Here is a 25,589-nt window from a genome sequence, read left to right as displayed (position 1 = left end):
ATGTGAAGCGATCTCTGGTTGAGTGGCGGTCATTCAGTGGGACGAGTACAAAAGGCTGCCTCGCGGACGAAGCGAACTTTCGCTGCAAAATTGCGAAAACCAGTTTCGACGCCGGTCGGCCCATATGAAAATGCTGGATCTAAAGGATCATTGTGAACTCATATCTTGCGCCAAAAACGTTTCTGGGCTGTCCACCTCTTGCAAAACCTTACCTGTAATCAGCCAAAACCGATTGCCAACATTTCGCATGAAGCTGCGGTCGTGACTAACAAGCAAGCATGAAGCGCCGTGTCTGATCAATTCGTCCTCGAGAGCCTCTTGTCCTTCAATGTCGAGATGGTTCGTCGGCTCATCAAGCAAATAGAAATTCGGATTTTTGAGCCGCAGTATCAGCATCGCCAAGCGCGCCTTTTGTCCCCCAGACAGTGCACCGATTTTGGTGTCTTGCATCTGTATGTTCACGCCGGCGCCCGCCAAAACGCCACGTGCGCGTTGATCACCAATATCAAACTGCCCCGTAACAGCAACCATCGGTGTGTCGCTTTCCGAAAGCTGGCTCAGATGCTGGTCTGAATAGGCTGACACAACCGAAGGGGCACATTTGACCGCCCCACTGTCCCCTAAAAGCGCACCTTGCACCATCTTTATCAGTCGGGTTTTGCCGGTGCCATTGGCCCCCAGAAGCACGATGCGGTCTCCTGGCAAAATCCATTTCCGCCCGGTCTTGTACAACAAGCGACCGTCAGGCGCCTCAACCCGTGCGTCATCCAATGTGACCATAGCTTTGGCATGAGTTCCGCTGTTGACCAGTCTGATGTCACCAGCGCTGCGTTCGTAGTGGGCAGGTTTGGCAGATGCTTCAATCTGCGCCGCGCGATCATTAAGCTGTTTGGTCTTGTTCACCAGAAGATCAGACCCGGAATTGATGCCGATGTTCTTCAGCTTCGCCGCCTGCTTGCGTAGCTGCTGCGCTTTGTTCAAGTCATTGGCAAACCGCCGTTGGTCGGCAGTATCCGCATCATCAAGCGCCGCCCGTGCTGCTGAAAATGGAAGTGAAAAAACACGTGACCTTTTCGCGCGCAAAAACAGCGTTTTGTTGGTGGTCGCATCAAGAAATGCTCGATCATGAGAGGTCACCACAACGGGCACTTCACGTGACAAGGCAGACAACCAGTTCTGGAGTAAGCCTATACGATGCAAATCCAAATGATTGGTTGGTTCATCCAGTAATAGGATATCTGGCTCCTGAATCCAGGCGGCAGCTAATAACGCAGTCCTTTGCCACCCGCCGCTCAAGTCGATGAGCAGACGATGCTGCAACTCATACGGAACACTCAGATCACCAAGGACGATGTCCACACGCCAGCTTTCGTATTCTGCCTGCTCGGCAGGAAGGGCACCCAGAACCCACTCATAGAGAGTTTTGGCATAGGCGCGTTCCGGCACGTATTGGGTTACATATCCCGCTCGCAAACCACGCGCCCGGGCGATACTCCCGCTGGTCGGTTCGGACTGACCGGCCATGCATTCCAAGAGTGTTGTCTTGCCGCACCCATTTGCGGCAACCAATCCTATACGATCACCCTTGGCAATTGTCAGGTTCAGTTCATCGAAAAGGAGGTCGCCACGGATTACGCTCAAAGCGTTGATGGTCATCACAGTCATCGGAGTCTCTGTTCGTAGGAAGAGGTGCCGCGGTGCGGCTTTGGGAAGACCGTCAGAAAGGTTGTTTCTGGAGCCCGCCCTGTAAACGCATTTACAGGGCGAAACGGGGACCATGCTGAAGTCGGCGGATGATACGCATGTTCAGCTTGTGCCCTCCCGTTGTATATTGTGACTGTGTGCTCAGACCTTAAAAAACAATTCACGTCTCATCAAGCGGCTCGATAAGAAAAGCAGACCTTTGCCGCATTGCCAAAAATCGTAGGGATGGGCTCCTTCGAGTCCTTCGCCGCGTCCCGCCTAAATGTCAGGTTTTGAGTGCTCGGAGGGAAGATCTCAGACAAAAGCCATTGGACATTGCGGAACGGGTGTTACGTGAACCACCTTCTAGTTACATCGTCACCCATCTGGGTCTTCATCGCTCCATTGTCCAATTTCGTAAACACCCTGCTTTTTCATGCGACGTATGAACGCTAGGTAGTTAACTACGCGGTCGATCTCATCCAATTCTCCAGTGGCAAAGGCGACCGCAATCATCTTGAATTGGGCCTCAAGATCTTCCGCAATTTTTTCGTCTCGTCGAGCCAGACCCTTTCCAGTCCTCAAAGAAGCAGTAGTTGTTTTGTCTTCGCTCCACATCTCATCGAGATAGGCCTTTAGATTATGCGCGGGACTATTCGCGCCCAACGCCAAACCATCTCATCGCCAATAGCGACGACGAAACAGGTGACTTTGAGATCATGGCGGGGGAAGAAGGTGTATCGGTTACGTATCGATACAGAATAAGGGGTCTCGCGGTGTAGTGGCTTGCGAGGCCTCTTTCTTTTCTTCCTATGAAATTGTTACTAGCTCATCTTTGGGCACCTCCGTTGTCCATAACGTTCCGGCCACAGAGCTTCGGGAGTGGTCCCAAGCCTCTCTGCTATGGCTTTCTGAACATAATCGGAGCGCCTGTATCCTTGTGACACAGTAGACACCGAGCTGATGGAACGGCCGATGTCTCGGCTCAGCTTCGCCAGTGAACTGCCCTTAAGCCGAAGGTCACATCTGATCTGCTCATGTTTGGCGAGATCGACAATCAAATTCGCTGTCATGTCAAAGGTTCCGACTGATTCCGGTTACCAAAACCTACCAAAAGACCTCGCATATGTCATTTTTATTGTTTTTTAGCAATATATTACACATTCATGCCCCAAAGTTTCAATGCCATGTCGCAATACAATCAGCTAAGCTGCTGTAACGCCGACGGCTTTGCGCAAAATGACGCAAGTTGTGGTATCTGACGTTGAAGGAACTGGGCAAAGCTTGAAAACAGTAGTCGAAATAAGGTGCTGCAGAGATCCGACTGTTTTCTTGAGAGAGACGCCAAATGCGTGGCAGCCATACCTGCGTCGCAACATCCTCGCTTTGCTTAGACAAAGTAAAACCCATAAGGAATTTGCCACGCGGCTCGGAATTAGCCCGTTGGTTGTGCGACGGCTCTTGGACTTGCTTGGCGTCGATTATGTTCAACGCCTCAATAGGCAATATAAAAAGGGAAAAACCTGCTCAGATATTGCCAACGCAAACGGGATGAAGCCTGCAACACTGTCCAAACTCTTTAGGGAACGAGGCTTTGAGGTACAGCGTGGGGTTCGCAGACCCAAAGTGCCAAAACATAAACTGCGCCGCATCTGGACAGAGACCCAAGTAATCAACAGGGTGGCGCAAAAATTCACAATCCATTGGCAAACGGCGCTGCGTCTGCTTGAGGACGAAAAGCTGATCGTGGGTTATAAAGGTCGACCGAGAAAATTCTCAAAATCATCACAGCCGCCGTAGATTTTTCGCATGCGTCACAGGGGCATTCTAGCAGGCCCGGCTCTGTCTTTGCACGGCCCAAAGCGGACACTCGGCATTAGACTAATTTTCTGCACCAGCAGCCCCCATAGCGGACAGTCCTGCCATAAGGACAATGTGTCGCCAGATTAAGCGGCTTGAAACTCGCGAAATGATCATCGGGCGCTTCGTTGTGTACTGCCCAAACGGTGGTGCAATTCGACGAGTTTGCGTAAAAGCAACTGAAACAGCGAGATAACAGTTGCGTAGCCAGGACCTCAGCCTTCTAGTGATTTTCGATGCCATCATGACCGAGGGTTCGATTACGCGCGCTGCTGACAGGCTGAACATCACTCAGCCGGCTGTCTCCAACGCCGTCGGACGTATGCGTTCCATCTGGAAGGACGATCTGTTCATTAAGGACGGGCGCAACATTCGGCCCACGCTCTTTGCTCAAAACCTTTGGGCACAGGTGCGACGACCATTGGAAGAGATTGAAGATGCGATCAATCCGAAAGGATTCGATCCATCGACGTCCCATCGAGTTTTCCGAATTGCCGCCACGGACCTGATGGTGGATCTGCTATGGGCGGAGTTGCGCCAGCGGCTGGAAACGGAGGCACCAGCGGTCGTCGTGCAGACGCTACCCTACACGATTTCCAACGGCGAAAACCTGCTTGCCAGCGCGACAGTTGACGTTCTCATCGGTGCGAACAACCTCATGCCAGCCATGGCCACAAGTGAGATTCTGATCGAGTTGGACTATGTGTGTGTCATGCGCCCCGACCACCCGCTCGCAACCGGAAAATTGACGCTAGACCGTTTTGTCGAGGCTGATCACTTGTTGGTCTCCCTCTCGGGTGACACCCGCGGCTATACCGACACGGTTCTTGCTGATCATGGCAAGGCTCGCAAAGTCGCCATGACGATCAACAATTTTGCAAGCGCCACCAAGATGCTGGAACGCAGCAATCTTGTCTGTGTTTTGCCCTCAGTGACCGCGAAGGCCAGCATTGAAGCTGGCGTGCTTGTGTCGCGTCCGACCCCGGTTCCGGTTCCGGGACCAACGCTCAGCATGTTCTGGCATAAGCGCGTTGATCGGGACCCTGGCAATTTCTGGTTGCGAAGCCTGCTCAAGGACATCGTGGCACGCTCGTGACCCCTTGGCGAGCAAACGCTCCAACTGCCAAGCCCAGTTCATTCACTGTTGAGAAAGCTCCAGATGTCAGAGATGACGACCGAGCCTTCGCCCACCGCGGATGCGACGCGTTTGACCGAACTGGCACGCACGTCCCCGACCGCAAAGAGACCTGGGCATGTGGTCGCGTAGTCCGACTTCGCCCCGACAGTATCGCCACTGAGCACAAAGCCGCGGCTATCCAGCCGAGCGAGATCAGAAAGCCAATCCGTGTTCGGAGCAGCGCCCACCAAGACAAAGAGGTTTGGCGCATCGATCGATAGGCTTTTGCCCGCTTGGTCGACTGTGATGCTTTCGAGCGATGATTGGCCATTCAATCACGTCACACGAGTTTCAAAGTGGATGGTGATGTTCGGGTCTGCCTCAAGCCGACTTCTCAAATAATCAGACATGGACGCGGCCAAGGATGGCCCCGAACCAGCAGGTGAACATGGCTGGCATGACGCCTGAGGAACATCGCGGCCTGCCCTGCTGAGTTGCCGCCTCCGATGATGGCGGCCTCATTGCCACCGCAAAAGCGAGCCTCCATGTCGGTCGCGGCGTAATAGATACCCGCGCCTTCAAAGTCTTCCAACCGGTCCAGAGGCAGGCGTCGGTACTGGACGCCGGTCGCCACTAGGACGGCACGCGCGCTCACGTTGCTGTCGCAATCAAGACGAACATCAAAGCCACCTTCTTTTGCCTCGATGCCTGTGAACCGGCGGGGGAACAGCAAACTGGGTTCCGAACTTGAGGGCCTGGATGTATCCCCGCCACGCCAGGTCGGCGCCGGAAATGCCCGTTGGAAAGCCCATGTAGTTTTCGATCCGACTGGACGTTCCTGCCTGACCTCCGATCGCGATGTCATCGACCAACAAAGCCGAGAGCCCCTCTGCACCTGCATAGACCCCCGCGGCAACGCCTGCCGGACCGCTACCCACGATAAGTAGATCAAACGCGTCCCCGCTGCTCACGCCCTGGTCCAGCCCCAGTAAGTCAGCGATCTTGCGCGGCGTCGGCTCTTCGACGAGCTGGTCTTTCCCGAAAATCACGGCCGGTGTAGCACCCTGCCGCCCCGCATCAGGTCCCTGATCGGGTGTGGTCTCGTTGCCCAGCTCTTCGGCCACGTAGGGTATCTTGTTGCGGTCAGCGAAGGCGACGATCTTTTGCAGGGAAGGATCGCGACCCGCGCCAACAACCTTTAGGCTGCTCGCATGAACCTCGAGCTGCATCCGGCGTCTGGCGGCCATAACGCTGATTATGATGTCCGACATTTCGGGGACCCTGGTCATGAGTTGCAGCATTTCGACACGCGGAACCTCAAATGTCTGGGTCGCCTGAACCGCCCGCATCGGTAGAGTGACCTTCGTGCCGCTCAGAAAAGCGATGTCGCCGACAAACTGGGTCGGACCAATCGTGCCTTTCATCAAGCGCTGCTCGGTGTAGGTGTCGACGGCCTCGACCTCCCCTTCCAGGACGTAGACGAACCGATCGGCAGCCTCACCTGCAGGCAAAATGTATTGTCCGGGCGAGTAGTTTCTGATGGTTGCGATCTCGCGGGTTGCTGCAACGTGATCCAGAGAGAGCGGAGTGCGACGCATCTGCGTCAGGTCGTCGGCCAAGGGTTCCATGGTCGTCTCCTGTCTTTGGTATAGAAGTTTGATTGGACACACAGCGGATGCGTCTGAGGGACCAAGCCGCTCAAACGCAACTGCCATTTGCTCTCTGATTTCCGTGAGTGTGGGCGGACAAGAGCTTTATGCGGTCTCGCTAACCACCAATTGGCTCACGATCCTTTTCACAACTGGCGTGACGACCATGATCGCTGGAAGCGCGGCCAGGAAGCCAACAACCCAAGCGCGCAACCACGCCTCGATGAGCCCAGTAACAAGGCCAAGGTTGATCGCGGTCACAACCAGCGACATCAATCCGGACATCAGCAGCGCCATGAAAAAGTAGAAGGCATACAGACTATGTTTTGCAGGTAAGAAGTGCATCAGTGATTTCCTATTTTGGTTTGCCCTTTCAGCTCTCGGTCGGGTTGAAAATGGCTTTGTGTTTCATGATTCTGGAAAATCCGCGCTGTTGGTCAGCTCAGCATGTTCTCTGAATTGAGACAGCGCGGCCTCATAAGTGCCCGCTGCCTCCTCCAACGCTGCAGAGCCAAGTAGGAGCTGTTTGGGCGGTTCATCCATATCAACGATAGCCAGCATGGCTTGGGCTGCGCGGACGGGATCACCGTTCTGGTTTCCATTGAGATCGTCGATCCAATTGCGCGGCGTGTTATGGTCGTAGGCCTCAATGGCTTTCGAAGAATGCTTGAGGGAACGTCCGGCCCAATCCGTGCGGAAAGCGCTTGGCTCAACGGCCGTGACTTTGACACCAAAGGCTGCGGCTTCCTTTGCCAGCCCAGCACTGAGACCTTCGAGTGCGAACTTAGTCCCATTGTAGATGCCCCAGCCGGGGTAGCCGACCAAGCCGCCAATGGACGTGATGTTCAGCACATGCCCGCCCATCTGAGCTCGGAAATGCGGCATTGCCGCGCGCATCACATGCAACGGACCAAAGACATTGGTGGCGAACTGCCGTTCGACCTCGGCCGCTGACGTCTCTTCGATCGCTCCCATCAGGCCGTAACCTGCGTTGTTCATGACCACGTCGATGCCTCCGAAACAAGACACGGTTCGGTCAACCGCATGGCGAACGGCACTCTCATCGGTAACGTCCAAGATCTCTGCCTGAGCGCGCATCGGCACCGTAGCTTCGATTTCTTCCGCTTGGCGCGCATTGCGAACGGTCCCCAAGACACTATCGCCTCGATCAAGGGCCGCCTTCATCAGCTCACGGCCGAAGCCCGTGCTGACACCTGTGATGAACCAGGATTTTTGCTTCTTGGTGGTCATTGTCTTTTCCAAATCGCTTGATGTGTTTGATGGCGTGGGCTGATAGGACACGGTCCCCTGGCAACGCCCGAGGGCCTGCCGCAATCGCCTTTAGGTCCGTCCGTGGACGTAGATGGTTTCGCCGTTCTTTGCGCCTTCGGCACTTTTGCGGAACGCTTTGGCGGCCACGGCAGCCGGCACGGGCTCAAAGCCTGCAAACGCGGCTCCAAAGAGGTGAACCGACTCTTCCAGGATCGTTGGGCTGACCACGTTCACACGGATACCCCGCGGTAGCTCGAGTGCGGCGGCGGCGGCAAACCCCTCCAAGGCGGCACAGACAGTTGTGGCCGCGGCGCCATAACAGATCGGGTCCTGGCTGATGATCCCAGCAGTCAGCGTGAACGACCCGCCATCCGTGATGTGTTTCGCACCCTCCATCACGAGATTGATCTGACCCATCAGCTTGTTATCGAGGCCAAGTTGCCACTCATCCTGTGTGATGTCGCCGAGAGGACCGAAGTGGACCGCCCCTGTCGCTGAAACGAGAGCATCGAACGAGCCAATCTTGTCATACATGGCCCTAATCGAGGCAATGTCGGCAATATCGACTTGGATATCACCATCCTCGAAACCGACTTTCACGACCTCATGATCTTTTTCTAGTTCGGCAGTTACGGCAGTTCCAAGCGTTCCGGTTGCACCTACGATAATTATCTTCATGTTCTGTCTCCGACTTCGATTTCATCGAGAACCAATTCGGTTCCGCTGAGACAGACATGACGACGACTTCACATAACTAGAAATAGTTTATAGGCATAAAACCTATTCACGTATGTGATGTGTTTTCCGCATGATCCCAATCCCACAACGACCGGCAAACCTCCGGCTTGCACATCCGGAAATCGAAAATCATGCAACGACCCATAGCTTTCACTCGACCTATACCTCAGATGTTGCGGTTGCAGCTCGCATTGCCGACGTTCGCCACGGTTGCAAAATGTAGCATCTTTTTGGGACCCTGACGAAGCAAGCTGTCCACCCAGGACAGGAAAGCCATTGGGTCTTTTGCCGGCAAAATGTGATCGGCTTCGGGAATTGCATAACCGCACACATTCGTAAGACCTGCGGCAGCTTTGCTTGGGATCGTCCAGACATCTCCTGATTGCTGACCCCACGCCACGTGAACCGGCATCGGCAGCGTTTCAAGGTCAGCGACCGTCACCGAAGAAAACCGGTGCTTGGAACTGAGTAAGGGTATCAGCGTATGCGCATTGTCCAAACAAATCTGGCGAAGGTCCGGCGGAAGTTTTCCGAATGTGCCAGGCCCGCCGACAGCGCCGATAAAGGCCTTCAAAACTGCGATCCTGTCGGCCGTTGCAGTGGCCTCCGTGACAGGGAAAAAGGTTTCCTGCATGCTCAATTGATGCAGTGCAATGCCCAAGGGAGTGCTTACAAGACTTGTAGAGCTGGGCTCGTAAACTGCGACGCCCGAGATCAGGTCGGGTCTGTCGACGCTAAGGCGTAGGGCGATGTTTGCGCCATAGGACCAACCCACAACAAAGACCGGGCCGCAATCTAGATTTTCGATGATAGAGGCAACGTCATCTGCGTGGGTTTTCTCGTTGAACTCCAACGTACTTGCTGGCCAGTCGAACTGCCCGAACCAGCGTAAGGTCGGAGCGATGCATCTGTACCGTTGCGACAGGTTCTGTACGTGAGGTTCCCAGATCCGGTGATCGCAGGCCGCGCCGTGGATGAACAAAATGGGTGCCCCGGCTCCGCGATCAATGCAGGGAAAACGGTCGGTTGATACGTGTATTGTCATGAAACTGACTCCGGTCAAGGGATTAGATGGACAGTTGAAGATCAGGGCCGGTCGGGCAACGATCAGGGCGTTCACCTGGCTTCAAGGGTCTCGCGTGCCCGGTTGTTTGCCATGCGATTGGAAATGGGATGCCACCCAATTTGCCGGTATCTGCATCGACACGAAACTTCGCACGGCGCAACGCGGTGGCCGCGCGGCGGTTCAACTGGCAGCCGCCAAGTAGAGAAGCCCAGGGGCGCTGTACGATATCCTGCACACGTGAAATCCAGGGCGTCGGTGCGCTGACATGCTCACAAAACAACACCTCGCCATCTGCGCGCAGCACGCGCCGGGCCTCGCTCAGCACGGCTGATACGTCCTGAACGGTGCAAAGCGTATAGGTCAGCACCACGGTGTCGATACAGCCCTCCGCAAGTGGCATATCCTCACCGAAGCCCTGCACCAGTTCGACCGGAATGCTTGACTGATCAGCCAGTTTCTGTGCCATGTCCAAGCTGCTCTGGCAGGGGTCTAGCCCGATGAGTTTGGTGACGCGATCTGCATCATAAAGTGGAATGTTCAACCCCGTTCCGACGCCGAGATCCAGAACGACGCCCTTAGCCTTGGGAACGATGCGCTTGCGTTGCTCTTCAAAGGCGCGCGCGCCACAGCCGCAATCGACAATTCGGGGAAGGATATGTTTATTATAAAAAGACATGGTTTTGCTCTCTGCCAGGTGACGACGCAGAAACCATGTCGGGGATTGATGTTATGCACTTGGTGAAGTTCTGGAGAAGCAATGAAGAAACGCTGGATTTTCAGGTCTTTTGAACGCTTTGCGCAAGACCGCCCCACCGATGCTTGAGGTGAGAAGTCCATGATCTACACCTTTTCCAACTGCACTCTGGACATCGACCGGCGCACGTTGGTGCGCGATGAGGTCGCGCAGCATATAGAACCTCAGGTCTTTGATCTGCTGGTTCTGTTGGTTCAGGCCGAAGGGCGGACCGTTACCAAAGACGAGATCGTCACGCAGATCTGGGGTGGGCGCGCGATTTCGGACGATGCGATTACTAGTCGAATCAAAAGCGCGCGAAAGGCCATCGGCGATAATGGGCGCTCGCAGCGTTTTATTCGCACGCTACCGAAGATCGGGTATCGCTTTGACGGACAAGTGGATGCGCCATCCGCCGATCCTCAGCAACCCGCGCCCATTGCCGCGCCGGACCCAGGTGATGCACAGGCGACTGAGATAGGCGCGCCTGAGATTGGCTATATAACAGATCGAAAAGGCCGCTCTATTGGATATGCGGTTCACGGCGACGGCCCGATGGTCATAATCCCTCCATTTTGGGTCACCGCGTCTGATCTGTGGCACGATTATTCGGATATTCAGGAGTTCTTTCTGACCCTGGGCAAAGGGTTGCGAATATTGCGCTATGATCGGCCAGGCTCGGGCCTCAGTCGCTATGCACACCCAAACGTGACACTGGAGGATGAGGTCACACTACTTGAGGATATGATTGCGGCGCTTGGAACTGAGCGTTTTTCGTTTCTGGCGATCTCGGCAGCGGGGCCTGTGGTCATCCGATACGCGGTTACGCACCCAGCACAGGTTAATCGCATTTGTTTCTATGGCACTTATGGTTCAGGCAAGGATCTGGCACCGCCGAAGTCGCAAGCCATGCTGCTGGCGCTGATCCGGCAACATTGGGGCGTCGGATCGCGCGCCCTTGCGGATATCTTCGTGCCCTCGGCGGATGCTGAAGACAGGCATCGATTTGCAGCCCAGCAACGTGCTGCTGCGGACCCGGAACAGGCGGCTTCAATGCTGGAACTGAGTTGGCAGATTGATGCCAAACTCGATGTGCCCAAAGTCGATGTCCCGACTCTTGTACTGCATCGTCAGGGGGACCGTGCCGTTCCAATTGAGCACGGGCAATGGTTGGCACGCTCGATCCCAGGTGCTCGGCTGCAGTTGCTGCCCGGAGATGCACATGCACCTTGGTTCGGACCGATGGATATTGCAGTGCAGGCCAATTCATTTTTGATTGGATAGCTGTTCGTGTTCTGACTACGGCCCTTTGCTGCCGTTGAGCACCCCATCTGCATGCTGCATTCGCAGCCCGCATTGCTGCCATTCGCTGCGAGTGCAAAACTAGGCTACGTTTGGATCCACGGCTTGTGGGACAAAGTAGCCGCCGCCGTGATGGATGGGTTCCTTGCATGGCGTTAGAACGCATGGAATGGGATCATGCTCGTCGGGCGCTATTCGGCAAAGTTCAATCTATGTTGCGGCGGACGTAGGCTCACAGCCTGTCCACCGCAAAGATTGCTTACGCAGCTTCTGAGTTGCTGCGCGTCCACGTAAACTGTGTGAAGGCAGGATCTACTGGTGTTTGGGCGATGTGGTTGATGTAGTTGCTTAGCACCTTTTGCGCCACGCCGAGGATAACTTCGAGAACCTGCTGTTCACGATAACCTGCGGCATAGAATGTGTTTAAGTCATCTTGGGTAACCTGGCCGCGATTGCGCACAACGACCAGCGTGAAGGTGCGCAGCGCTTCCAATTTGGCGTCATTCAACGGTGCCTCGTTGCGCAGGGCTTCGTTCAGGGCAGGATCGACATTCATCATGCCTGCGAGCGCGGTGTGGGCAGGGACACAGTAGGTGCATTCGTGCTCCACATTGATCGTCTGCCAGACGACGGTCTGCTCTTTTGCGTTGAAGCTGGTTTTTTGAAAAGCCTGATGGATGGCACCGTATGTTTGGAACAGTTGGGGCGCACCGGCCATGACTTGATATAGGCCAGGCGCAAATCCAAAGGTCTTTTCGGTCTGAGCGAGCCTGTCTTTGGATGCTTCTGGTGCTGTCTCAACGGTGTGTCGTGTCAGTCGGGTCATTGGGGTTTCTCCATTTGGTGAGGGGTTGGGGAGGGAGTAGGTCAGGCGATGCTTTTCTGGCCGCCGAACCATTTCGTGGTCTCGCGAATGTCGAACAGAAGGGAGATCGTGTTGACGACAAAGACGATGACGTAGGCTGTGTAAGTGAAGCTCGCATTGGCAGGGGTCTGGAGGAGATAGTTGCCGAGGATCGCAACCTGCGGGGCCCAGAAGAGAAGATGCGGCAAGGCCATCGCTGCGGAAAACCCGTTCTGCACCCAGGCGATGCCGAGATTGGGTATGAAGCCGAGCATGGAAAGCAGCGGCACAATCAATCCAAGCGGACCGTCTATGAGTGCAAGCGTCAGGAAATTGGCTGGCGCGAGAACAAGCATCATCCAAATTTGGGTTGGCACAGTCAGGCGTCGAAACGAGGCGTAGAGGTCTGAAATTTTCTTCATGGGACTTTCTCCGGAACGGGTGCGTGGCTCAACTGGCCAAGGCGGTCACAGTTGAGGGGGATTTATAGAAGTCAGCGATTGAGAGGACGTGGCGTTGCCCGTTCTCTTCGAAGATCAGTTGGGGGACGCCGCCAAGGTTCAGGCTTGCGAGTGTTTGCTTGGCCTTCTCCGCGATTTGCGTAGCGGCTGCCGCACCGTCTTCGAGTTTTGCGGTAACGCCTAGCCGCCAGGCAGCAGCTTCTACGGCCGCGCGGTTTTGCGCAGATATGCCATCGATGTAGCGTTGGTTTTGCAGGTCGTGCGCAAGGGTTATTTCTGTGCGAGCACCTTGGTCGTGCACGAGGGCGGCGGCCCAAGCAGTGAAGGTCGAATCCAGAACTTCCGTTGGCGACCCGAGCACGTGATCGACGTAGCGCTGATCAAATGCCTGTCCGGAGAGCCCGGCAACCCGCGTATCATGTGCGAGCGCTACCTTTCCAAAGCCATCGGCCATACGGTGGGTGTTTGCGCCTTGAAAGAGGTGGATGTGGAGCATTGCCACCTCGGCACCGCTGTCGATCAGGGCGGCGATCACGGGGTGTGCGCCGCGACACCAACCGCAATAGGTGTCGTAAATGTAGGTAAATCGGCGAGACATCGCGTTGGCCTTTTCCTAAGTCGGTCTGAACTGTTGGAATGAAGTTAGGTGCGTGGCGATGTCACCTAAAGACAAACTATATGTAAGCTAGGTCAACTAAAGACTGACATTAGATATGATCCGCGTTAACGTGCTATCGAGCGAGAGACAGCGGATATGTCAGAGAACCTGAACAGGCTTACCTACTTTGTGGCGATTGCAGAGGAAGGCACGATCACAGCCGCTGCCGCGCGGTTGCGGGTGTCCAAGGCGGTTGTCAGCAAACAGCTCCAACTCTTGGAGGATGACCTGGGCGCGACGCTTGTTCTTAGGAACTCCCGGCATTTCAATTTGACCGAGACGGGCGAGGGTTTCTATGAGGCCGCGCGTGCCGCAGTTGCGCAAGCCAATGACGCCTTTCATCTGGTGCGGAAAGGTCGCGATGAGCCGTCCGGAGAACTTCGTGTGACGGCCCCGCATGAATTTGGCGTTGGCTATGTCGCGCCTGCGGTCGCAGCGTTCAGCTTACTCTATCCTGCTCTCAGGATTGATCTGACGTTGAGCGATACACGGTTCCACCCGGTGGAATCGCGGTTTGACATCGCGTTTCGCGTGGGCTGGTTGGAGGACTCGTCCAATACTGCGCGGAAACTGACGGGGTTCTCTCAGGTTGTGGTTGCCGCGCCATCCATTGTCGAGACATTCGGGACGCCGCAAACGCTCGACGATCTTGCGCGCCTTCCTTTCATCGAGAACAGGGCGTTGAAGACGCCGTCCAAACTGACCTTTACGGACAAGCGTGGCCGGAGCCGAGATCTGACGTTTCAACCATCTGTTACTGGAGATACGACTCAGGCTGTCCTGTCGGTGGTCAAGGCCGGAGGTGGCGTCGCAAATATGCCAGATTTCATAGTTGTCGACGCACTCAGAACTGGGGAACTTGTCGGATTGCTCCCTGAGTTTGCATTGCCGTCTGGAACAATTTCCGCCGTTTTCCCGCCGACAGCCTACCGTTCTTCTGCGACGCGCAGATTTACCGACTTCTTTTTCGAGCGTTTTCGCGAGCAGCAGAGGCGATCCACCGAAACCCAAGATGGACTGTGATAAGCGGCGTCCTGTGCGCGAAACAGGTATTGGCACCGCTGAAACAACAACATGAAAAGCTATACCGGCCCTTTGCGGTCATCCCAGACACATTACTGATGCTGCAGTTGCAGCCCGCATAGCGGACATTGATCAACAAATGTCGGGTCAAGCGCGAACATCTCCTGACCCTGGACGTGCTGGCCATAGATCTCCTGTCAGTTGACAATTTTAGAGTGCAGGCTCGGGCATTCACGTCGCATCAATTGAATATTAATAAACCACTTGTTTAATTAACCAATTGGTATAATAATTCCCTATGACCAAAGATGACCAGCTAGACGCCGCGTTTTCCGCACTTGCGCATCCGGCCCGCAGGGCAATTCTAGCCCAACTTGCAAAGGGAACAGCCAGCGTGAACGCCTTGGCAGAGCCGTTTGATATGACCTTGCCTGCCGTGTCGAAACATATTCGGGTGCTGGAACGTGCTGGACTGATTTCCCGAGAGAAAAACGCCCAGTTTCGGCTGTGCAAACTCGAAACGGCACCGATCCAAGAAATCGCAAGTTGGACCGAGAGGTATCGGTCGATTTGGGAGGCACGTTTCGAAGCACTGGAAACTCTTTTGGCTGACATGAAGGAAAACGATACATGAGCGAAGAGAACAACTGGGTTCGGATCGAGAGGGTGTTTGATGCGCCGATCGATCTTGTTTGGAAAATGTGGACCGATCCGGTCTTGTTCAAACAGTGGTACGGACCGAACGGCATGTCGGTCCCGACAGCCGAGATGGATGTCAATGTAGGCGGAACCCGCAAAGTCAGCATGGCGATGCAAACACCCGAGCGATCAATGGAGATGTGGTTCACCGGTGTCTACAAAGAGGTCCGCGCGCCGGATCGTCTGGTCTACACGGAAAGCATGTGCGACGCGGACGGCACCATTATTTCACCGCAGTCGATGGGGATGCCGGATTCCTTCCCAGACATCACGGAGGTCATCGTCGAGCTGAGCGAGGTCGACGGCAAGACGCGAATGGTGATGGTTCATGTGGGTGTCACCGAAGGCACGGCCGGGGCTGGTGGTTGGAACCAGGCCTTCGATAAGCTTGCTGCTTTCGCGCAATCGTTAAACGAAGACCAGCCGTAAGATGCGCGAACTTGCGGTACTGTCCTTTGTGACACTGGATGGGGTGATGCAGTCGCCAAGCATGCCCGATGAAGACCCGTCGGGCGGCTTCACGCAAGGCGGTTGGGCGGCCCCCTATTGGGAACACGTGATGCCGCATGTTGAACGCGTCGCCATGTCGGAAACTTACGATATCCTTTTTGGGCGCAAGACTTATGACATCTTTGCCGGACATTGGCCAAACGCGCCGCGTTCTGATCTTGGCGATCGGTTAAATACCGCGCGAAAGTATGTGGCCACTTCGCAGAACTTACCACTTAGCTGGGAAAACTCACTCGCGTTGAACGGAGACGTCGCGAAAGCTGTGCAAGAGTTGAAGGAGCTGGACGGGCTGCTACTACAAATCCATGGCAGCTCTGCATTAATCCAAACGCTGCAGTCTCACGATTTGATCGACGAGTTTCGGATTTGGACCTTCCCAGTTGTCGTCGGCGCGGGAAAGCGGCTGTTCGAGGGCACCGCATTGCCACGCGCCTATGCTCTTGCGTGGGCTGAAACTCTTGGAAACGGAGTTACTCATCAGTGCCTTAGGCGGTCGTGACTGGCGTTCGCCTTACCCCGCGCCCCGAGGGGCCGGGTGGATCAGGCACTAAGATCCAGCTGACCGGTTCACCCACCAGTCGTGCATCGATGTGAACACTGGGGCCAGCGCCAAGCCATCCGCACTGGCCGAGTATTCCACCCGTGGTGGCACCTCCGCATAAACCTTTCGGGTTACCAGCCCATCGGCTTCCAGCGCACGAAGCTGGTTTGTCAACATCGTCTGGGTGATCCCGTCGATGGATTTCCGCAACTCGCCAAATCGCTTGGCGCCCTGAAAGATCAGAATCTGTAGAATAAGCAGCTTCCATTTGCCGCCAATCATCCCGATGACACGCGGTGCTGGGCACGCACTTGCATCTGGAATTTGTGCTTGAACTTGGTCGACAAGGGCCTCAGACATCATGTTTTCCTCAATAGTATCATTTTCGATAGTATAGCAAAAAATTCTGCCTACTTTTCGGATAATACCTTGGTGGATATGTTTCTGCAAACACCCACCCACGGAGGAATGTGAATATGTCCCTGGAAATTTGGACCGTAAGCGGGGCCCCCAGCCCCTGGCGCGCAGCCCTTGGAATGGCCTTCAAAGGCCTCGACCATGAAGTCCACCTGCTGTCCGCCTCGCAGAAAGAGCACAAATCCGACGCGTACCGTGCCATCAACCCGCGCGGAACGGTTCCGACGGTAAAAGACAGAGACGCGACCCTTAGCCAATCCATTGCCATCCTGGCCTGGCTGGATCGAGAATATCCAGACCCTCCCTTGTTTGGGGACACACCACAGGACGCGGCGCTGATCTGGCAACGAACGATGGACATCTTCGACTATCTGCCAGACGCAACAAGTGGTGTCCTTTCACCGATCTTCTTTCAAGGCGCGGACGAAGCCACCGACGACCTGAAAGACGCCAGCGAGAAACTGCAGTCAGAACTTGCTCACTTAACCGGCATCCTGGTCGAAAACCTTTACCTGTCTGGTGAACGACCGGGCGCGGCCGACGCCGTCGCCTTCCCGCATGTGCGTCTTATCCAACGGGCAACGGAGACGAAACCGATGATAATGCAAGCGCTCGGCCTGCCAGACCTTACGACCGTATCAACCGAAATCGCAGAATGGGTCGCGCGGATCGAAGCCCTTCCAAACGTCGCCGCAACCTTTCCGCCCCATTGGGCCGAAGCTGCTTAAGGACAACCAAGATGACAGCACCAAGCTACACAAAGTTCATAGACGTTCAGTCTTCCCCGTCCGCCGCGTTCGACGCGGTGACCAAGGGTGTCGCCCACTGGTGGACCCGACCCGATCAGCCGCTGGCAAACATCGGGGATCGCGCGAAATTCACTTTCCCACCCGGTGTGTCCTATTGGACATTCGAATTGACCAGTGCAGAAGAACCAGCGCATGTCGAGTGGACCTGCGTTGATGCCTTACATGTCCACGAGGGCCAACCAAAAGAGATTGAAACTGAGTGGCTCAACACCAAGGTGCTGTGGCAAATCATCGAGCAAGAAGGTGGTTCTAAAATTGAGATGCAGCACCAAGGGCTCACCCCCGACTTGCTATGCTATGATGTTTGTGAGGCGGGCTGGGATATGTTCTTTCTGGGCAGTCTCAAACAATACCTCGACACAGGGCAAGGCGAGCCTCACCAAGGATAGTCCGGGCCTGAATTTAAAGAGATTAAGTTTGGTCACCTCAGATCGTCAAAGAAGCAAGAAAGTCCGGCTGAAGGCCGCTATTGTTTTCAGCCTGTGTGCCGCAGGATGGCTTGGCATTGCGCTTTCGTCGCCGGTCGCAGCCGATGCAGTAGATGTCGAGCCCAATGTAACGGCCGCAGGCGCCCAAATTGAAAACACGACGATTGTGATCAGACGCCTGTCTGATGGCCAGCTTTGGATTGCAAACCGCGACCGCGCCGAACAGCGATTTTCGCCGGCCTCTACGTCCAAGATCCCTCACAGCTTGATTGCGCTGGAAAATGGATTGGCGACGTCCGAAACAGTGTTTCAGTGGGACAATGTTCCAAGAAGTAACCGAGCATGGAACCAGGACCATTCACTCAAGTCCGCGTTCCAAAACTCGGTTGTTTGGGTCTATCAGGAGATTGCCCGAACCGGCGGGCAGGCTGTGATGGCGGACGGGTTAAAAAGCTTCGACTACGGAAATGCAGATGTCGGAACCATCGACCAGCTCACCACCTATTGGCTGGACGATACACTGACCATCTCGGCACTGGAGCAAGTTGAGTTCTTGTCAAAACTCGCTCTAAAAATGTTGCCGCTGTCTGAAACCACATATGCAGCGGCACGAGATATCATGGTGACCGACACACACGCCAATTGGACTATGCGTTCCAAGACCGGCTGGCGGTACAGCCAGACGGACATGGACATCGGGTGGTTTGTCGGGTGGCTGGAATGCGCGAGCGATACTTATGTCTTTTCTCTGAATATGGACCTACCGGACACGCGGTTTCTTTCAAAAAGAAAGGCGGTCACATACAGCGTTCTGGACGACATCCATGCCTTTGAATGCGATTGAGAACGGCCCTAACCGGACCTTCACCCCATGGTCTCCATGCTGCGGCGCGGCCGGTCGAACCTGCCATTCCCTGCGAGCGCAGAATCAAGGGCTGCCTGAAATCGCGAAATGCGGGACAACTCTGCCGTTGGTAGCACAACAATCAATGTCTGGTTCCGCGAGCAACAATCCGCACGGCCTTGATCGCGGTGTTGCGCTGCGCCTATAGCCCAGTGCCGTCCGAGCAGGCCGAACAGAGCCACAATGGGCGCGCCGCTTTTTTGAACCAAGGACAGGCTGACTTGGTATCGGTATCTTAGGTACCGATTGTTTTCTTAAATATGCAGTCTGAGAAAGCCCCCTGCACGTCAAAAAGAAAGTCCTTCTGACAAGAGCTCTAAAATGAGCTCCGCAAACACTAGCCGCGCGGTAGTGCGATGTTGTTGCTACCTTCAGGCTCTGGTCCAAAGCCATAATCCATTCGGTGCATCTGATCGATCACACGTGACATTTCTTCATTCGACAAAACCGGCGGTTCCCCAAGCGGTAGCGCCTGCACATAAAGTCGAGACAAAGTCTCGACCTCTGTCGCCAACCAAAGAGCCTTGTCCAGTGTCTTGCCGATCGCGATCTGCCCGTGTTGAGCCAACAGACACGCTGTTCTGCCTTTGAGCACCGCCAGCACCGCCTCAGATAGCTCATGCGTCCCAAAAGTAGCATATTCGGCACAGGGGATGGTCGTTCCGCCAGCTACTCCGACCATGTAGTGGAAAGCCGGGATCTGGCGGTGATGGCAGGCAAGAGTCGTTGCGTAGATCGAGTGGCAATGCAACACGACATCGATGTCCGGGCGGGCTTTCAGAATATCGCGATGGAAACGCCATTCAGATGATGGCCTGCGCCCGACATACGTGCCTTCGAAATCCATTTCTACCAAATCGTCGGGGATCATCTTGTCATAGGGCAAAGACGACGGTGTTATCAGGAACCCATCCTCGAAACGGACCGACAGATTTCCGGCCGTGCCCTGATTGATCCCCGTGGAGTTCATTTTCAGACATGTCTCAACCATGCGCTCGCGTAGATCTTTTTCAGTCATATGATTGGCCTCCTTGTCGATTTGCGGCCTCGCGCCATTGCGTCGCGTACTCCGTCAGGCCCGGCAGTACAATCGGTACGACCGGTTCAAGCGTCAGAGGCGTCGATGGGCTACCCGACGCCCTGCATGCAAGTTGCAACGCACCTGCGACAACTCCATGAGTTTCATGCGACGCTTCTGTGCGAAGGCCCGGACGCAAGGCCGCGACGATTTGCGCGTACATTGGGTCCTTTAGAAACGTGCCATCCAAGATGAGCCTTGAGCCTCCGTCCAAGAAATCAGTGCAGGTGACTGTCAGCAATGCCGAATGCAGAACCGCAAGCGCCGCGCGCTCAGCTTGGTTTTCTGGAGGAGCACCGACAATATGACCTCGTCTGGCTGAGCCTGGAAACTGCCCGTCATTGTCACCAAAACTCGGCATGGCCATCGTACCCCGTGCGATCAGTCGCGCCACGACCTTTTGTTCGGCAACTTCATTGATTGTGTCTGCTCCGGCAATGGCCGAAAACTCTCGCCCACCCATCGTCAGTGCCCCACCGATCGGGTTGCCATCCATATCTGCGTTAATCGTGGTGCCAAGTGACTGATCTAGTTTTCCGGTTTCAACGTCATGCGACAAAGCGACAACCCAGGTTCCCGTAGAAACCAGTGTAAAATCCTTAACCTGAGCGGCCAGATAGCGAAAAAAGTTGGCCGTGGAGTCATGTGCTCCGGTCAACACCACCATGTCCTGAGGTAAATCAAATCGCTGCACAAGGTCCTCGCGCACCGGTCCGAGAGGGTTCCAGGCCGCCTTGAATTCTGGCATAAGTGTTTCCCAACCTTGCTCCAGAACATTCGGCGTCCACCGTCGCTGCGGTACATTCCACAGATGCGACTGCGCCCCCATTGCCGAGTATTCAGAGGCCGCGACTCCGGTCAGCCACCAACCCCAAAATTGCGCGATGTTCAGAAAGTGCCGAGCGTTGCAAAACTCTGCCGGGTATATGCGTTCCATCCAAAGCAACTGACGCGCTGCATGCGTGGATGCCATCATCACCGGGCTGCCGCGATCCTCGAAGGTCCCCGCTTTTTTGCGATATTCTGCATCAATGTCAGCAGGGCATGCCTGCTCATAATCGATCATCGGCAAGGCTTGTCCCGCACCGGCGCCGTCTACGTCCGAGCCGACAAGTACCCCGCCTGACCCATGCCCGACCGGAACAATCGTCCGGATTGGATGCCGCTTGCAAAGCTCTGCAAGCGTTGTGATCAACCAGATCGAATTGCCTTCCAAGTCATGGTATCGCCAGGTCTGACCATCCAGAACCGAGTTTGAGGTCGACCGACTCTCAAGCAAAGTGCCGTCTTTGTTGGCAACCCAGAGTTCAATGTTGGTTTTGCCAACATCGATAACAGCGATATCAGCTTTTCCAGTCAAAAGCTTAGCACGTCAGCAAATACACCGCCTCTTACATCCCCAACTGAACCTGCTGCTGTCATCATATGAGGCGGTACTGGGCCGCTTTGTTCCTGAGGAACGGCAACCCCTTGTCCATAACGTCTTCGAAGGAAGGGGCAACAGGCCGCCACACAGCAAGACCGTACCCAATCTGAGGGGGCATGTTGATGAAACTTTCCATCGCAAGCCCCCCCTTGAAGCCGATCGCGGCCAGCGTGGCGTAGATTTCGTCCCAGTCACAGGTCCCCTCGCCTGGTGTGCCGCGGTCGCTTTCCGACAAATGAATGTAGCGCAAGTGTTCTCGTGCATCGAGGATACCGTTGCCCGCGCCCTTTTCTTCGATATTCATGTGATACGTGTCGAGATGGATGAAGATGTTGTCGGCCCCCACCTTTTCGATCATGTCGACCGCCTGCCAACCTGTATTGATCAAATGGTTCTCGTAGCGATTTACCGGCTCGATACCAAAGGCGATCCCAAGGGTCCTAGCATGTTTCGCGGCCCTCTCTAAAGCCCGAGCAATATTATCGTATTCTGCCTGCGTGGGTGGTACGCCTGTGCGTTCTCCGATGCCGCCATAAGTGACGCCGGAAAGGGCTTCGGCACCCATCTTACTGGCCATGTTCATAGCGTCGACAAGGTGCTCGATTGCGCCGTCTGGATTGACTGACGCCCAGTTTTGTTCGGGCAGCCCGAGCGAACAGACCGCCCGCATTTCGTGTTTTTCGAGCAAGTCGCGCGTGTGAGCCGCATCCACAACGCCGGTATCCAGCAAGGCAATCTCGATGAAATCCATCTGGTAGGCAGCCGCAGCGGGTATCGTCCGCTCGGCCCCATCACGATCCCAATGCATCGTCCACATGCTGGTATGTACGCCGAAACCTTCCATGATCATGTCCCTCTTCGTCGTTTGTCTCGCCACCGTTCACCAACCCAGCGCAGCGCCATCACGCCAATCAAAAACAGCCCCCAGACAGCGGTGGACAAATGCTGGTTGGCACCGATCAGGTTCAGACCTGATGAAAGTGCTTGCAGGATAATCAAGGCCAGAACCACCGGTAGAACACGCCCAAACCCGCCAAATGGATCGATACCGCCCAGGAAACAAGCCAGCACTGTCACCAGCAGTAGGGCCTCGCCATGGCCAACACGGACAGAATTGAATCGCGCCGCCATCAAAATCCCGGCAACAGCGCATATCACGCCCGAAATCGCGTAGATCAAGACCTGTGTCCGGCGCGTATGCAGGCCGGAATATTCAGACGCCTGGATATTCGAACCGATCATGTAGACCGAGAACCCGTGCCGTGATCGTCTTAGCATGATATGCCAAATGAGCGCGGCCACCAGAAAGACTATCATCGGAACTGGAACGTCCATAACGCTGCCGTGGCCCAGTACGTTCATGTACTCTGGAAATCCCGATATGTCTCCTCCACGGGTCAGGAACTCACCCAACCCGCGCAGGAAGATCATCATGGCAAGCGATACCAGAATGGGATGTGCACCGACATAAGCCACGACGACGCCCATGACAGCGCCCGAAGCAGCACCCGCCAGTAATGCAAGCACCACACCCAGCACAAAAGCCCCCAGTCCGGCATCAGGCCCCCCGAATTGTATCAAAACCCAAGCCAGAGCGAGACCGGATATGTTGGCTTGAAAGATGATGGCAAGGTTCAGCCCACCCGAAAGAATCGGCACAAGCATTGCCAGTGTCAGCAACCCCAAGACCGGCATCTGAAACGCCATCGAGCGCAGGTTGGCACCTGTCAGAAACAAAGGGGTCGCGAAGGAAAACGTCAGAAAAACCAAGCCGAGAAAGACAAGTAGGGGCAGGGTTTCCGCACCAAATGCCGCGTTCAATTTCTCGCGCAAGCTCATGTTGTTCCCACCTTTGCGACAGCTGTGGTGTCGCGTGGGAGCCGCCCAAAACTCAGGTTCGATGATGAGATAGCCAGCAGGATCACCGCGCCGATGATCATTTGGAATGCAAAGGGCGAGATTCCAAGAAGGTTCAGACCGTTCTGCGTAATCGCGACAAACATCACCCCAAGAATGCACCCAAGAACAGTGCCTCGCCCACCACCAAGTCGAGCCCCACCGAGGACCACAGCAGCCAGCACGTCCAGTTCTCGACCGTATAGCGCATTTGGAACAACTTCTTGGGCAATGTTCACCTGCATCAGCCCCCCGATGCCGGCCATCATACCGCACCATCCAAAGGCGACAACTTGCATCTGCCAGATATTCACGCCCGCGCGCCTTGCTCCCTCGGGGTTGTCGCCAAAGGCATAAAGCTGGCGGCCCAGTGTGGTCAGACGGATGAGACCCAAAGTTGCGACGACGCAGACGATCATGACGGCAACTGAAAGATTCAGTTCCGACCAGGTTCCATCCGAGGCTTGTCGTTCAAAGATGAAGATACGATCAGTCCACCAATCCGGCAGGTTGTAGATGTTTCGACCTTTCGTGAAGAACATCAGCAACCCAAAGAACGCGTTGAAGGTGGCAATGGTGATAACAATAGAAATCACCCGAAACCCGTGGATCAGAAGAGCGTTGATCATTCCAAGACCGATCCCAAGCAGACCCGCGACCAAAAACCCCACCGCCCAGTTTCCGCCCCCTATGCCCATGAAAACCTGCGCGGCCACATACTGAACGACCGAAGCCGCGACCGCGAAAGAAATATCGATGCCACCAGCAATCAGGACGACCAGCAGGCCAACCGCCCAGATCAGGTTCACCGCGTTATTGTTCAACAACGACGTGATGTTGCCCAACGTCAGGAAGGTGTCAGTACCAAGCGACAAACCAATGATCATCAAAAGCAACACAACACTGAGGCGCGCCTCGACGGGATGATCACGAAAGAAGTCACGCATAGATACGTGCCTCAAGTTCGGGAACGCTGGTCGCCCGTGGATCGTATTCGCCCACAATACGCCCATCCGCCATATGCAGCACACGATCCGCATTGAACATCGCTTCGGTCACCTCGTCCGAGATCAAGAGGATCGCCAGCCCTTCTTCGGCCAAATGTCGTACGATGCGAAAGATGCCCGCCCGGGCCCCGACATCCACACCAACGGTTGGGCTGTCGAGGATCAAAAGCCGCGGCTCGGTTGCCAACCATTTTGCCAGTACAACCCGTTGCTGGTTGCCGCCTGACAACGTCGAGACAGCATCCTCCGGCTGCCCAATCTTGACGGCAAGTTCATCGATCCAGTGACAAACAAGATCGGTTTGGCGTTTGGGGGATAGCAATCCGAACCCATTGAGAATGCGATCAAGCACTGAAATAGACGTGTTATCCGCGATTGATTGCGGCTGGATAAGCCCCAAGGACAGCCTGTCTTCCGACACATAAGCGACGCCGCGCGCGATAGAATCGCGGATCGAGGCAAATCGAACTGGCGACCCGTCCAGCCGGATTTCACCCGCATCATGTGGTTTCATACCAATTAGTGCTAGGGCCAGTTCCGTGCGGCCGGCTCCGATCAATCCTGTTAAACCCAGAACCTCGCCACGCCGGATGGTAAGCGAAACATCGTGAAACTCTCCGTGCCGGCTTAATCCAACGGTTTCCAGTACCGGTTCCGCCTGAGAACGGTCCTGAGCGCTGACCGTGTTTTCCAAAAGCGCCCCGGTCATGAGTTCGCCAAGGCGGGATTGCGTGATACCCTCGGTCGAATAGACGCCGACAAGCTTGCCATCGCGCAGGACTGTGACCCGCTCTGAAATGTCAATCACTTCTGCCAATCGGTGGCTAACGAAGACGACAGCAATACCTTGTGAGGACAGCGTGCGAACGACCTCTAGCAATGAATCCGTTTCGCTTTGGGTTAGCGACGCCGTCGGCTCATCCATAAACACCAGCCGTGCGTCACCCATCAACGCCCGTGCAATCGCAACGATCTGACGTTGCGCAATTGGTAGATCACCCAGTCGTGTATCCAGGTTCAACGGCACCTTTAGGCGATCAAGCACAGCCTGCACGCGGGCCAGATAGCGGCGTCGGGACGTCAGGCGCGGCACCAGTCCAACCATCTCATCGAAAGCGATGTTTTCAGCGACAGTCATGTGCGGAAACAGCGCAAGATCCTGCCAAATAACGGCGATCCCCAATGCCCGTGCTTTTGTCGGGGAAATCGCGTCAACTGTCTGGCCAAACAGTTGCAATTCTGCGCCAGGGTCGGCTGTATACACACCGGTAACGAGCTTGATCAGTGTCGACTTGCCACAGCCGTTCTCTCCGGCAAGGCAATGCACCTCTCCCGAGCGCACTTCGAAATCAACGGATTGCAGCGCCTTTACGCCGCCGAAGGTTTTCGAGACGTTTCGAAGCCTCAGCGCCGGGACCGTGTCTGGATCAGTTTTCATGTGTGTTCTTATCTGAATGGAGATCCGCGA

General features: G+C 55.3%; 31 protein-coding genes. 10 read left to right on the top strand and 21 right to left on the bottom strand.

Features of this window, described 5'->3' with window-relative positions:
• Window positions 1-147 precede the first annotated feature (147 nt).
• The 3 genes from ABLN87_RS13450 to ABLN87_RS13440 all read right to left on the bottom strand — a co-directional run bounded on the left by ABLN87_RS13450 (window position 148) and on the right by ABLN87_RS13440 (window position 2,756).
• A complete protein-coding gene (locus ABLN87_RS13450) occupies window positions 148-1,665 on the bottom strand; it encodes an ABC-F family ATP-binding cassette domain-containing protein (protein WP_353010973.1) in 1,518 nt (505 codons plus the stop codon).
• Between the two features lie 396 nt (window positions 1,666-2,061).
• Complete coding sequence (locus tag ABLN87_RS13445; protein ID WP_353010971.1) at window positions 2,062-2,355, bottom strand: hypothetical protein; 294 nt, start codon at window positions 2,353-2,355, stop codon at window positions 2,062-2,064.
• 152 nt (window positions 2,356-2,507) lie between these two features.
• The gene (locus ABLN87_RS13440; RefSeq protein WP_353010969.1) at window positions 2,508-2,756 is read right to left on the bottom strand and encodes a helix-turn-helix domain-containing protein; all 249 of its coding nucleotides are present in this window, start codon (window positions 2,754-2,756) and stop codon (window positions 2,508-2,510) included.
• A 211-nt stretch (window positions 2,757-2,967) separates the two neighbouring features.
• On the opposite strand from ABLN87_RS13440, the gene ABLN87_RS13435 reads away from it, so the two are divergent.
• Window positions 2,968-3,483, top strand: coding sequence for a hypothetical protein (locus tag ABLN87_RS13435; protein WP_353010967.1), 516 nt, complete (start codon window positions 2,968-2,970; stop codon window positions 3,481-3,483).
• Window positions 3,484-3,742: 259 nt separating this feature from the next.
• Complete coding sequence (locus ABLN87_RS13430) at window positions 3,743-4,639, top strand: LysR family transcriptional regulator (RefSeq protein ID WP_353010965.1); 897 nt, start codon at window positions 3,743-3,745, stop codon at window positions 4,637-4,639.
• Window positions 4,640-4,677: 38 nt separating this feature from the next.
• On the opposite strand, the gene ABLN87_RS13425 is transcribed toward ABLN87_RS13430, so the two are convergent.
• The 8 genes from ABLN87_RS13425 to ABLN87_RS13390 all read right to left on the bottom strand — a co-directional run bounded on the left by ABLN87_RS13425 (window position 4,678) and on the right by ABLN87_RS13390 (window position 10,061).
• The gene (locus ABLN87_RS13425) at window positions 4,678-4,995 is read right to left on the bottom strand and encodes an FAD-dependent oxidoreductase (RefSeq protein ID WP_353010963.1); all 318 of its coding nucleotides are present in this window, start codon (window positions 4,993-4,995) and stop codon (window positions 4,678-4,680) included.
• Between the two features lie 59 nt (window positions 4,996-5,054).
• Window positions 5,055-5,393: an NAD(P)/FAD-dependent oxidoreductase gene (locus ABLN87_RS13420; protein ID WP_353010961.1), complete on the bottom strand. Its 339-nt coding sequence runs from the start codon at window positions 5,391-5,393 to the stop codon at window positions 5,055-5,057.
• A complete protein-coding gene (locus ABLN87_RS13415; protein ID WP_353010959.1) occupies window positions 5,341-6,288 on the bottom strand; it encodes a cyclic nucleotide-binding domain-containing protein in 948 nt (315 codons plus the stop codon). The genes ABLN87_RS13420 and ABLN87_RS13415 overlap by 53 nt, the downstream gene beginning before the upstream one ends.
• A 126-nt stretch (window positions 6,289-6,414) precedes the next feature.
• Window positions 6,415-6,654 (bottom strand): DUF2798 domain-containing protein, encoded by a 240-nt coding sequence (locus tag ABLN87_RS13410; protein ID WP_353010957.1) that lies wholly within the window; start codon window positions 6,652-6,654, stop codon window positions 6,415-6,417.
• A 63-nt stretch (window positions 6,655-6,717) separates the two neighbouring features.
• Window positions 6,718-7,560 carry an oxidoreductase gene (locus ABLN87_RS13405; RefSeq protein ID WP_353010956.1) on the bottom strand — a complete coding sequence of 281 codons (843 nt, stop codon included), beginning with the start codon at window positions 7,558-7,560 and terminating at the stop codon, window positions 6,718-6,720.
• A 90-nt stretch (window positions 7,561-7,650) separates the two neighbouring features.
• Window positions 7,651-8,259, bottom strand: coding sequence for a short chain dehydrogenase (locus ABLN87_RS13400; protein WP_353010955.1), 609 nt, complete (start codon window positions 8,257-8,259; stop codon window positions 7,651-7,653).
• Between the two features lie 226 nt (window positions 8,260-8,485).
• On the bottom strand, window positions 8,486-9,364 hold the full coding sequence (locus ABLN87_RS13395) for an alpha/beta fold hydrolase (RefSeq protein ID WP_353010953.1): 879 nt from the start codon (window positions 9,362-9,364) through the stop codon (window positions 8,486-8,488).
• 22 nt (window positions 9,365-9,386) lie between these two features.
• Window positions 9,387-10,061 (bottom strand): class I SAM-dependent methyltransferase, encoded by a 675-nt coding sequence (locus tag ABLN87_RS13390; RefSeq protein ID WP_353010951.1) that lies wholly within the window; start codon window positions 10,059-10,061, stop codon window positions 9,387-9,389.
• A gap of 159 nt (window positions 10,062-10,220) precedes the next feature.
• Here ABLN87_RS13390 and ABLN87_RS13385 point away from each other — a divergent pair, with 159 nt between their 5' ends.
• Window positions 10,221-11,402: an alpha/beta fold hydrolase gene (locus ABLN87_RS13385; protein WP_353010949.1), complete on the top strand. Its 1,182-nt coding sequence runs from the start codon at window positions 10,221-10,223 to the stop codon at window positions 11,400-11,402.
• A 277-nt stretch (window positions 11,403-11,679) separates the two neighbouring features.
• Here ABLN87_RS13385 and ABLN87_RS13380 read toward each other — a convergent pair whose 3' ends face one another.
• From ABLN87_RS13380 to ABLN87_RS13370, 3 genes are read right to left on the bottom strand one after another with little or no spacing between them, the layout of a single operon-like run.
• The gene (locus ABLN87_RS13380) at window positions 11,680-12,246 is read right to left on the bottom strand and encodes a carboxymuconolactone decarboxylase family protein (protein ID WP_353010947.1); all 567 of its coding nucleotides are present in this window, start codon (window positions 12,244-12,246) and stop codon (window positions 11,680-11,682) included.
• Between the two features lie 41 nt (window positions 12,247-12,287).
• Complete coding sequence (locus ABLN87_RS13375) at window positions 12,288-12,686, bottom strand: hypothetical protein (protein WP_353010946.1); 399 nt, start codon at window positions 12,684-12,686, stop codon at window positions 12,288-12,290.
• Between the two features lie 28 nt (window positions 12,687-12,714).
• Window positions 12,715-13,323, bottom strand: coding sequence for a hypothetical protein (locus tag ABLN87_RS13370; protein ID WP_353010944.1), 609 nt, complete (start codon window positions 13,321-13,323; stop codon window positions 12,715-12,717).
• Window positions 13,324-13,479: 156 nt separating this feature from the next.
• Here ABLN87_RS13370 and ABLN87_RS13365 point away from each other — a divergent pair, with 156 nt between their 5' ends.
• The 4 genes from ABLN87_RS13365 (at window position 13,480) to ABLN87_RS13350 (ending at window position 16,114) form a co-directional block, all read left to right on the top strand.
• Complete coding sequence (locus ABLN87_RS13365; RefSeq protein WP_353010943.1) at window positions 13,480-14,406, top strand: LysR family transcriptional regulator; 927 nt, start codon at window positions 13,480-13,482, stop codon at window positions 14,404-14,406.
• A 298-nt stretch (window positions 14,407-14,704) separates the two neighbouring features.
• Window positions 14,705-15,040 carry an ArsR/SmtB family transcription factor gene (locus ABLN87_RS13360; protein WP_353010941.1) on the top strand — a complete coding sequence of 112 codons (336 nt, stop codon included), beginning with the start codon at window positions 14,705-14,707 and terminating at the stop codon, window positions 15,038-15,040.
• Window positions 15,037-15,534 (top strand): SRPBCC family protein, encoded by a 498-nt coding sequence (locus ABLN87_RS13355; RefSeq protein ID WP_353010940.1) that lies wholly within the window; start codon window positions 15,037-15,039, stop codon window positions 15,532-15,534. The genes ABLN87_RS13360 and ABLN87_RS13355 overlap by 4 nt, the downstream gene beginning before the upstream one ends.
• Window position 15,535: 1 nt before the next feature.
• On the top strand, window positions 15,536-16,114 hold the full coding sequence (locus ABLN87_RS13350) for a dihydrofolate reductase family protein (RefSeq protein ID WP_353010938.1): 579 nt from the start codon (window positions 15,536-15,538) through the stop codon (window positions 16,112-16,114).
• Window positions 16,115-16,162: 48 nt separating this feature from the next.
• Here the strand turns inward: ABLN87_RS13350 and ABLN87_RS13345 are convergent, their stop codons facing one another.
• On the bottom strand, window positions 16,163-16,516 hold the full coding sequence (locus ABLN87_RS13345) for a winged helix-turn-helix transcriptional regulator (RefSeq protein WP_353010937.1): 354 nt from the start codon (window positions 16,514-16,516) through the stop codon (window positions 16,163-16,165).
• A 116-nt stretch (window positions 16,517-16,632) separates the two neighbouring features.
• Between ABLN87_RS13345 and ABLN87_RS13340 the strand changes: the two genes are divergently transcribed.
• From ABLN87_RS13340 to ABLN87_RS13330, 3 genes are read left to right on the top strand one after another with little or no spacing between them, the layout of a single operon-like run.
• The gene (locus ABLN87_RS13340; RefSeq protein WP_353010935.1) at window positions 16,633-17,301 is read left to right on the top strand and encodes a glutathione S-transferase family protein; all 669 of its coding nucleotides are present in this window, start codon (window positions 16,633-16,635) and stop codon (window positions 17,299-17,301) included.
• An 11-nt stretch (window positions 17,302-17,312) separates the two neighbouring features.
• Window positions 17,313-17,771: an SRPBCC family protein gene (locus ABLN87_RS13335; RefSeq protein WP_353010934.1), complete on the top strand. Its 459-nt coding sequence runs from the start codon at window positions 17,313-17,315 to the stop codon at window positions 17,769-17,771.
• 28 nt (window positions 17,772-17,799) lie between these two features.
• Complete coding sequence (locus ABLN87_RS13330; RefSeq protein ID WP_353010932.1) at window positions 17,800-18,654, top strand: penicillin-binding transpeptidase domain-containing protein; 855 nt, start codon at window positions 17,800-17,802, stop codon at window positions 18,652-18,654.
• A gap of 397 nt (window positions 18,655-19,051) precedes the next feature.
• Here the strand turns inward: ABLN87_RS13330 and ABLN87_RS13325 are convergent, their stop codons facing one another.
• The 6 genes from ABLN87_RS13325 to ABLN87_RS13300 all read right to left on the bottom strand — a co-directional run bounded on the left by ABLN87_RS13325 (window position 19,052) and on the right by ABLN87_RS13300 (window position 25,559).
• The gene (locus ABLN87_RS13325) at window positions 19,052-19,732 is read right to left on the bottom strand and encodes a class II aldolase/adducin family protein (RefSeq protein WP_353010931.1); all 681 of its coding nucleotides are present in this window, start codon (window positions 19,730-19,732) and stop codon (window positions 19,052-19,054) included.
• Window positions 19,725-21,152 (bottom strand): FGGY family carbohydrate kinase, encoded by a 1,428-nt coding sequence (locus ABLN87_RS13320; RefSeq protein ID WP_353010930.1) that lies wholly within the window; start codon window positions 21,150-21,152, stop codon window positions 19,725-19,727. Before ABLN87_RS13320 ends, ABLN87_RS13325 begins: the two co-directional genes overlap by 8 nt.
• A gap of 61 nt (window positions 21,153-21,213) precedes the next feature.
• On the bottom strand, window positions 21,214-22,062 hold the full coding sequence (locus tag ABLN87_RS13315) for a sugar phosphate isomerase/epimerase family protein (RefSeq protein ID WP_353010928.1): 849 nt from the start codon (window positions 22,060-22,062) through the stop codon (window positions 21,214-21,216).
• Window positions 22,063-22,064: 2 nt separating this feature from the next.
• Window positions 22,065-23,057 (bottom strand): ABC transporter permease, encoded by a 993-nt coding sequence (locus tag ABLN87_RS13310; RefSeq protein ID WP_353010926.1) that lies wholly within the window; start codon window positions 23,055-23,057, stop codon window positions 22,065-22,067.
• Window positions 23,054-24,061 (bottom strand): ABC transporter permease, encoded by a 1,008-nt coding sequence (locus ABLN87_RS13305; protein WP_353010925.1) that lies wholly within the window; start codon window positions 24,059-24,061, stop codon window positions 23,054-23,056. The genes ABLN87_RS13310 and ABLN87_RS13305 overlap by 4 nt, the downstream gene beginning before the upstream one ends.
• Window positions 24,054-25,559, bottom strand: coding sequence for a sugar ABC transporter ATP-binding protein (locus ABLN87_RS13300; RefSeq protein WP_353010923.1), 1,506 nt, complete (start codon window positions 25,557-25,559; stop codon window positions 24,054-24,056). Before ABLN87_RS13300 ends, ABLN87_RS13305 begins: the two co-directional genes overlap by 8 nt.
• Window positions 25,560-25,589: the final 30 nt, after the last annotated feature.

The organism is Ruegeria sp. SCP10, assembly GCF_040329495.1.
Lineage (GTDB): Bacteria > Pseudomonadota > Alphaproteobacteria > Rhodobacterales > Rhodobacteraceae > Ruegeria.
Note: the sequence above shows the minus strand (reverse complement) of the source record. Positions and strands in the feature narration are given on the sequence as shown.

Excerpts from the sequence above, each read along its gene's own strand:
- ABLN87_RS13450 (WP_353010973.1), bottom strand. The coding sequence starts at position 1,665 with ATGACTGTGATGACCATCAACGCTTTGAGCGTAATCCGTGGCGACCTC.
- ABLN87_RS13440 (WP_353010969.1), bottom strand. The coding sequence starts at position 2,756 with ATGACAGCGAATTTGATTGTCGATCTCGCCAAACATGAGCAGATCAGA.
- ABLN87_RS13415 (WP_353010959.1), bottom strand. The coding sequence starts at position 6,288 with ATGGAACCCTTGGCCGACGACCTGACGCAGATGCGTCGCACTCCGCTC.
- ABLN87_RS13410 (WP_353010957.1), bottom strand. The coding sequence starts at position 6,654 with ATGCACTTCTTACCTGCAAAACATAGTCTGTATGCCTTCTACTTTTTC.
- ABLN87_RS13405 (WP_353010956.1), bottom strand. The coding sequence starts at position 7,560 with ATGACCACCAAGAAGCAAAAATCCTGGTTCATCACAGGTGTCAGCACG.
- ABLN87_RS13400 (WP_353010955.1), bottom strand. The coding sequence starts at position 8,259 with ATGAAGATAATTATCGTAGGTGCAACCGGAACGCTTGGAACTGCCGTA.
- ABLN87_RS13395 (WP_353010953.1), bottom strand. The coding sequence starts at position 9,364 with ATGACAATACACGTATCAACCGACCGTTTTCCCTGCATTGATCGCGGA.
- ABLN87_RS13390 (WP_353010951.1), bottom strand. The coding sequence starts at position 10,061 with ATGTCTTTTTATAATAAACATATCCTTCCCCGAATTGTCGATTGCGGC.
- ABLN87_RS13385 (WP_353010949.1), top strand. The coding sequence starts at position 10,221 with ATGATCTACACCTTTTCCAACTGCACTCTGGACATCGACCGGCGCACG.
- ABLN87_RS13380 (WP_353010947.1), bottom strand. The coding sequence starts at position 12,246 with ATGACCCGACTGACACGACACACCGTTGAGACAGCACCAGAAGCATCC.
- ABLN87_RS13375 (WP_353010946.1), bottom strand. The coding sequence starts at position 12,686 with ATGAAGAAAATTTCAGACCTCTACGCCTCGTTTCGACGCCTGACTGTG.
- ABLN87_RS13370 (WP_353010944.1), bottom strand. The coding sequence starts at position 13,323 with ATGTCTCGCCGATTTACCTACATTTACGACACCTATTGCGGTTGGTGT.
- ABLN87_RS13365 (WP_353010943.1), top strand. The coding sequence starts at position 13,480 with ATGTCAGAGAACCTGAACAGGCTTACCTACTTTGTGGCGATTGCAGAG.
- ABLN87_RS13360 (WP_353010941.1), top strand. The coding sequence starts at position 14,705 with ATGACCAAAGATGACCAGCTAGACGCCGCGTTTTCCGCACTTGCGCAT.
- ABLN87_RS13355 (WP_353010940.1), top strand. The coding sequence starts at position 15,037 with ATGAGCGAAGAGAACAACTGGGTTCGGATCGAGAGGGTGTTTGATGCG.
- ABLN87_RS13350 (WP_353010938.1), top strand. The coding sequence starts at position 15,536 with ATGCGCGAACTTGCGGTACTGTCCTTTGTGACACTGGATGGGGTGATG.
- ABLN87_RS13345 (WP_353010937.1), bottom strand. The coding sequence starts at position 16,516 with ATGTCTGAGGCCCTTGTCGACCAAGTTCAAGCACAAATTCCAGATGCA.
- ABLN87_RS13340 (WP_353010935.1), top strand. The coding sequence starts at position 16,633 with ATGTCCCTGGAAATTTGGACCGTAAGCGGGGCCCCCAGCCCCTGGCGC.
- ABLN87_RS13335 (WP_353010934.1), top strand. The coding sequence starts at position 17,313 with ATGACAGCACCAAGCTACACAAAGTTCATAGACGTTCAGTCTTCCCCG.
- ABLN87_RS13325 (WP_353010931.1), bottom strand. The coding sequence starts at position 19,732 with ATGACTGAAAAAGATCTACGCGAGCGCATGGTTGAGACATGTCTGAAA.
- ABLN87_RS13315 (WP_353010928.1), bottom strand. The coding sequence starts at position 22,062 with ATGGAAGGTTTCGGCGTACATACCAGCATGTGGACGATGCATTGGGAT.
- ABLN87_RS13310 (WP_353010926.1), bottom strand. The coding sequence starts at position 23,057 with ATGAGCTTGCGCGAGAAATTGAACGCGGCATTTGGTGCGGAAACCCTG.
- ABLN87_RS13305 (WP_353010925.1), bottom strand. The coding sequence starts at position 24,061 with ATGCGTGACTTCTTTCGTGATCATCCCGTCGAGGCGCGCCTCAGTGTT.
- ABLN87_RS13300 (WP_353010923.1), bottom strand. The coding sequence starts at position 25,559 with ATGAAAACTGATCCAGACACGGTCCCGGCGCTGAGGCTTCGAAACGTC.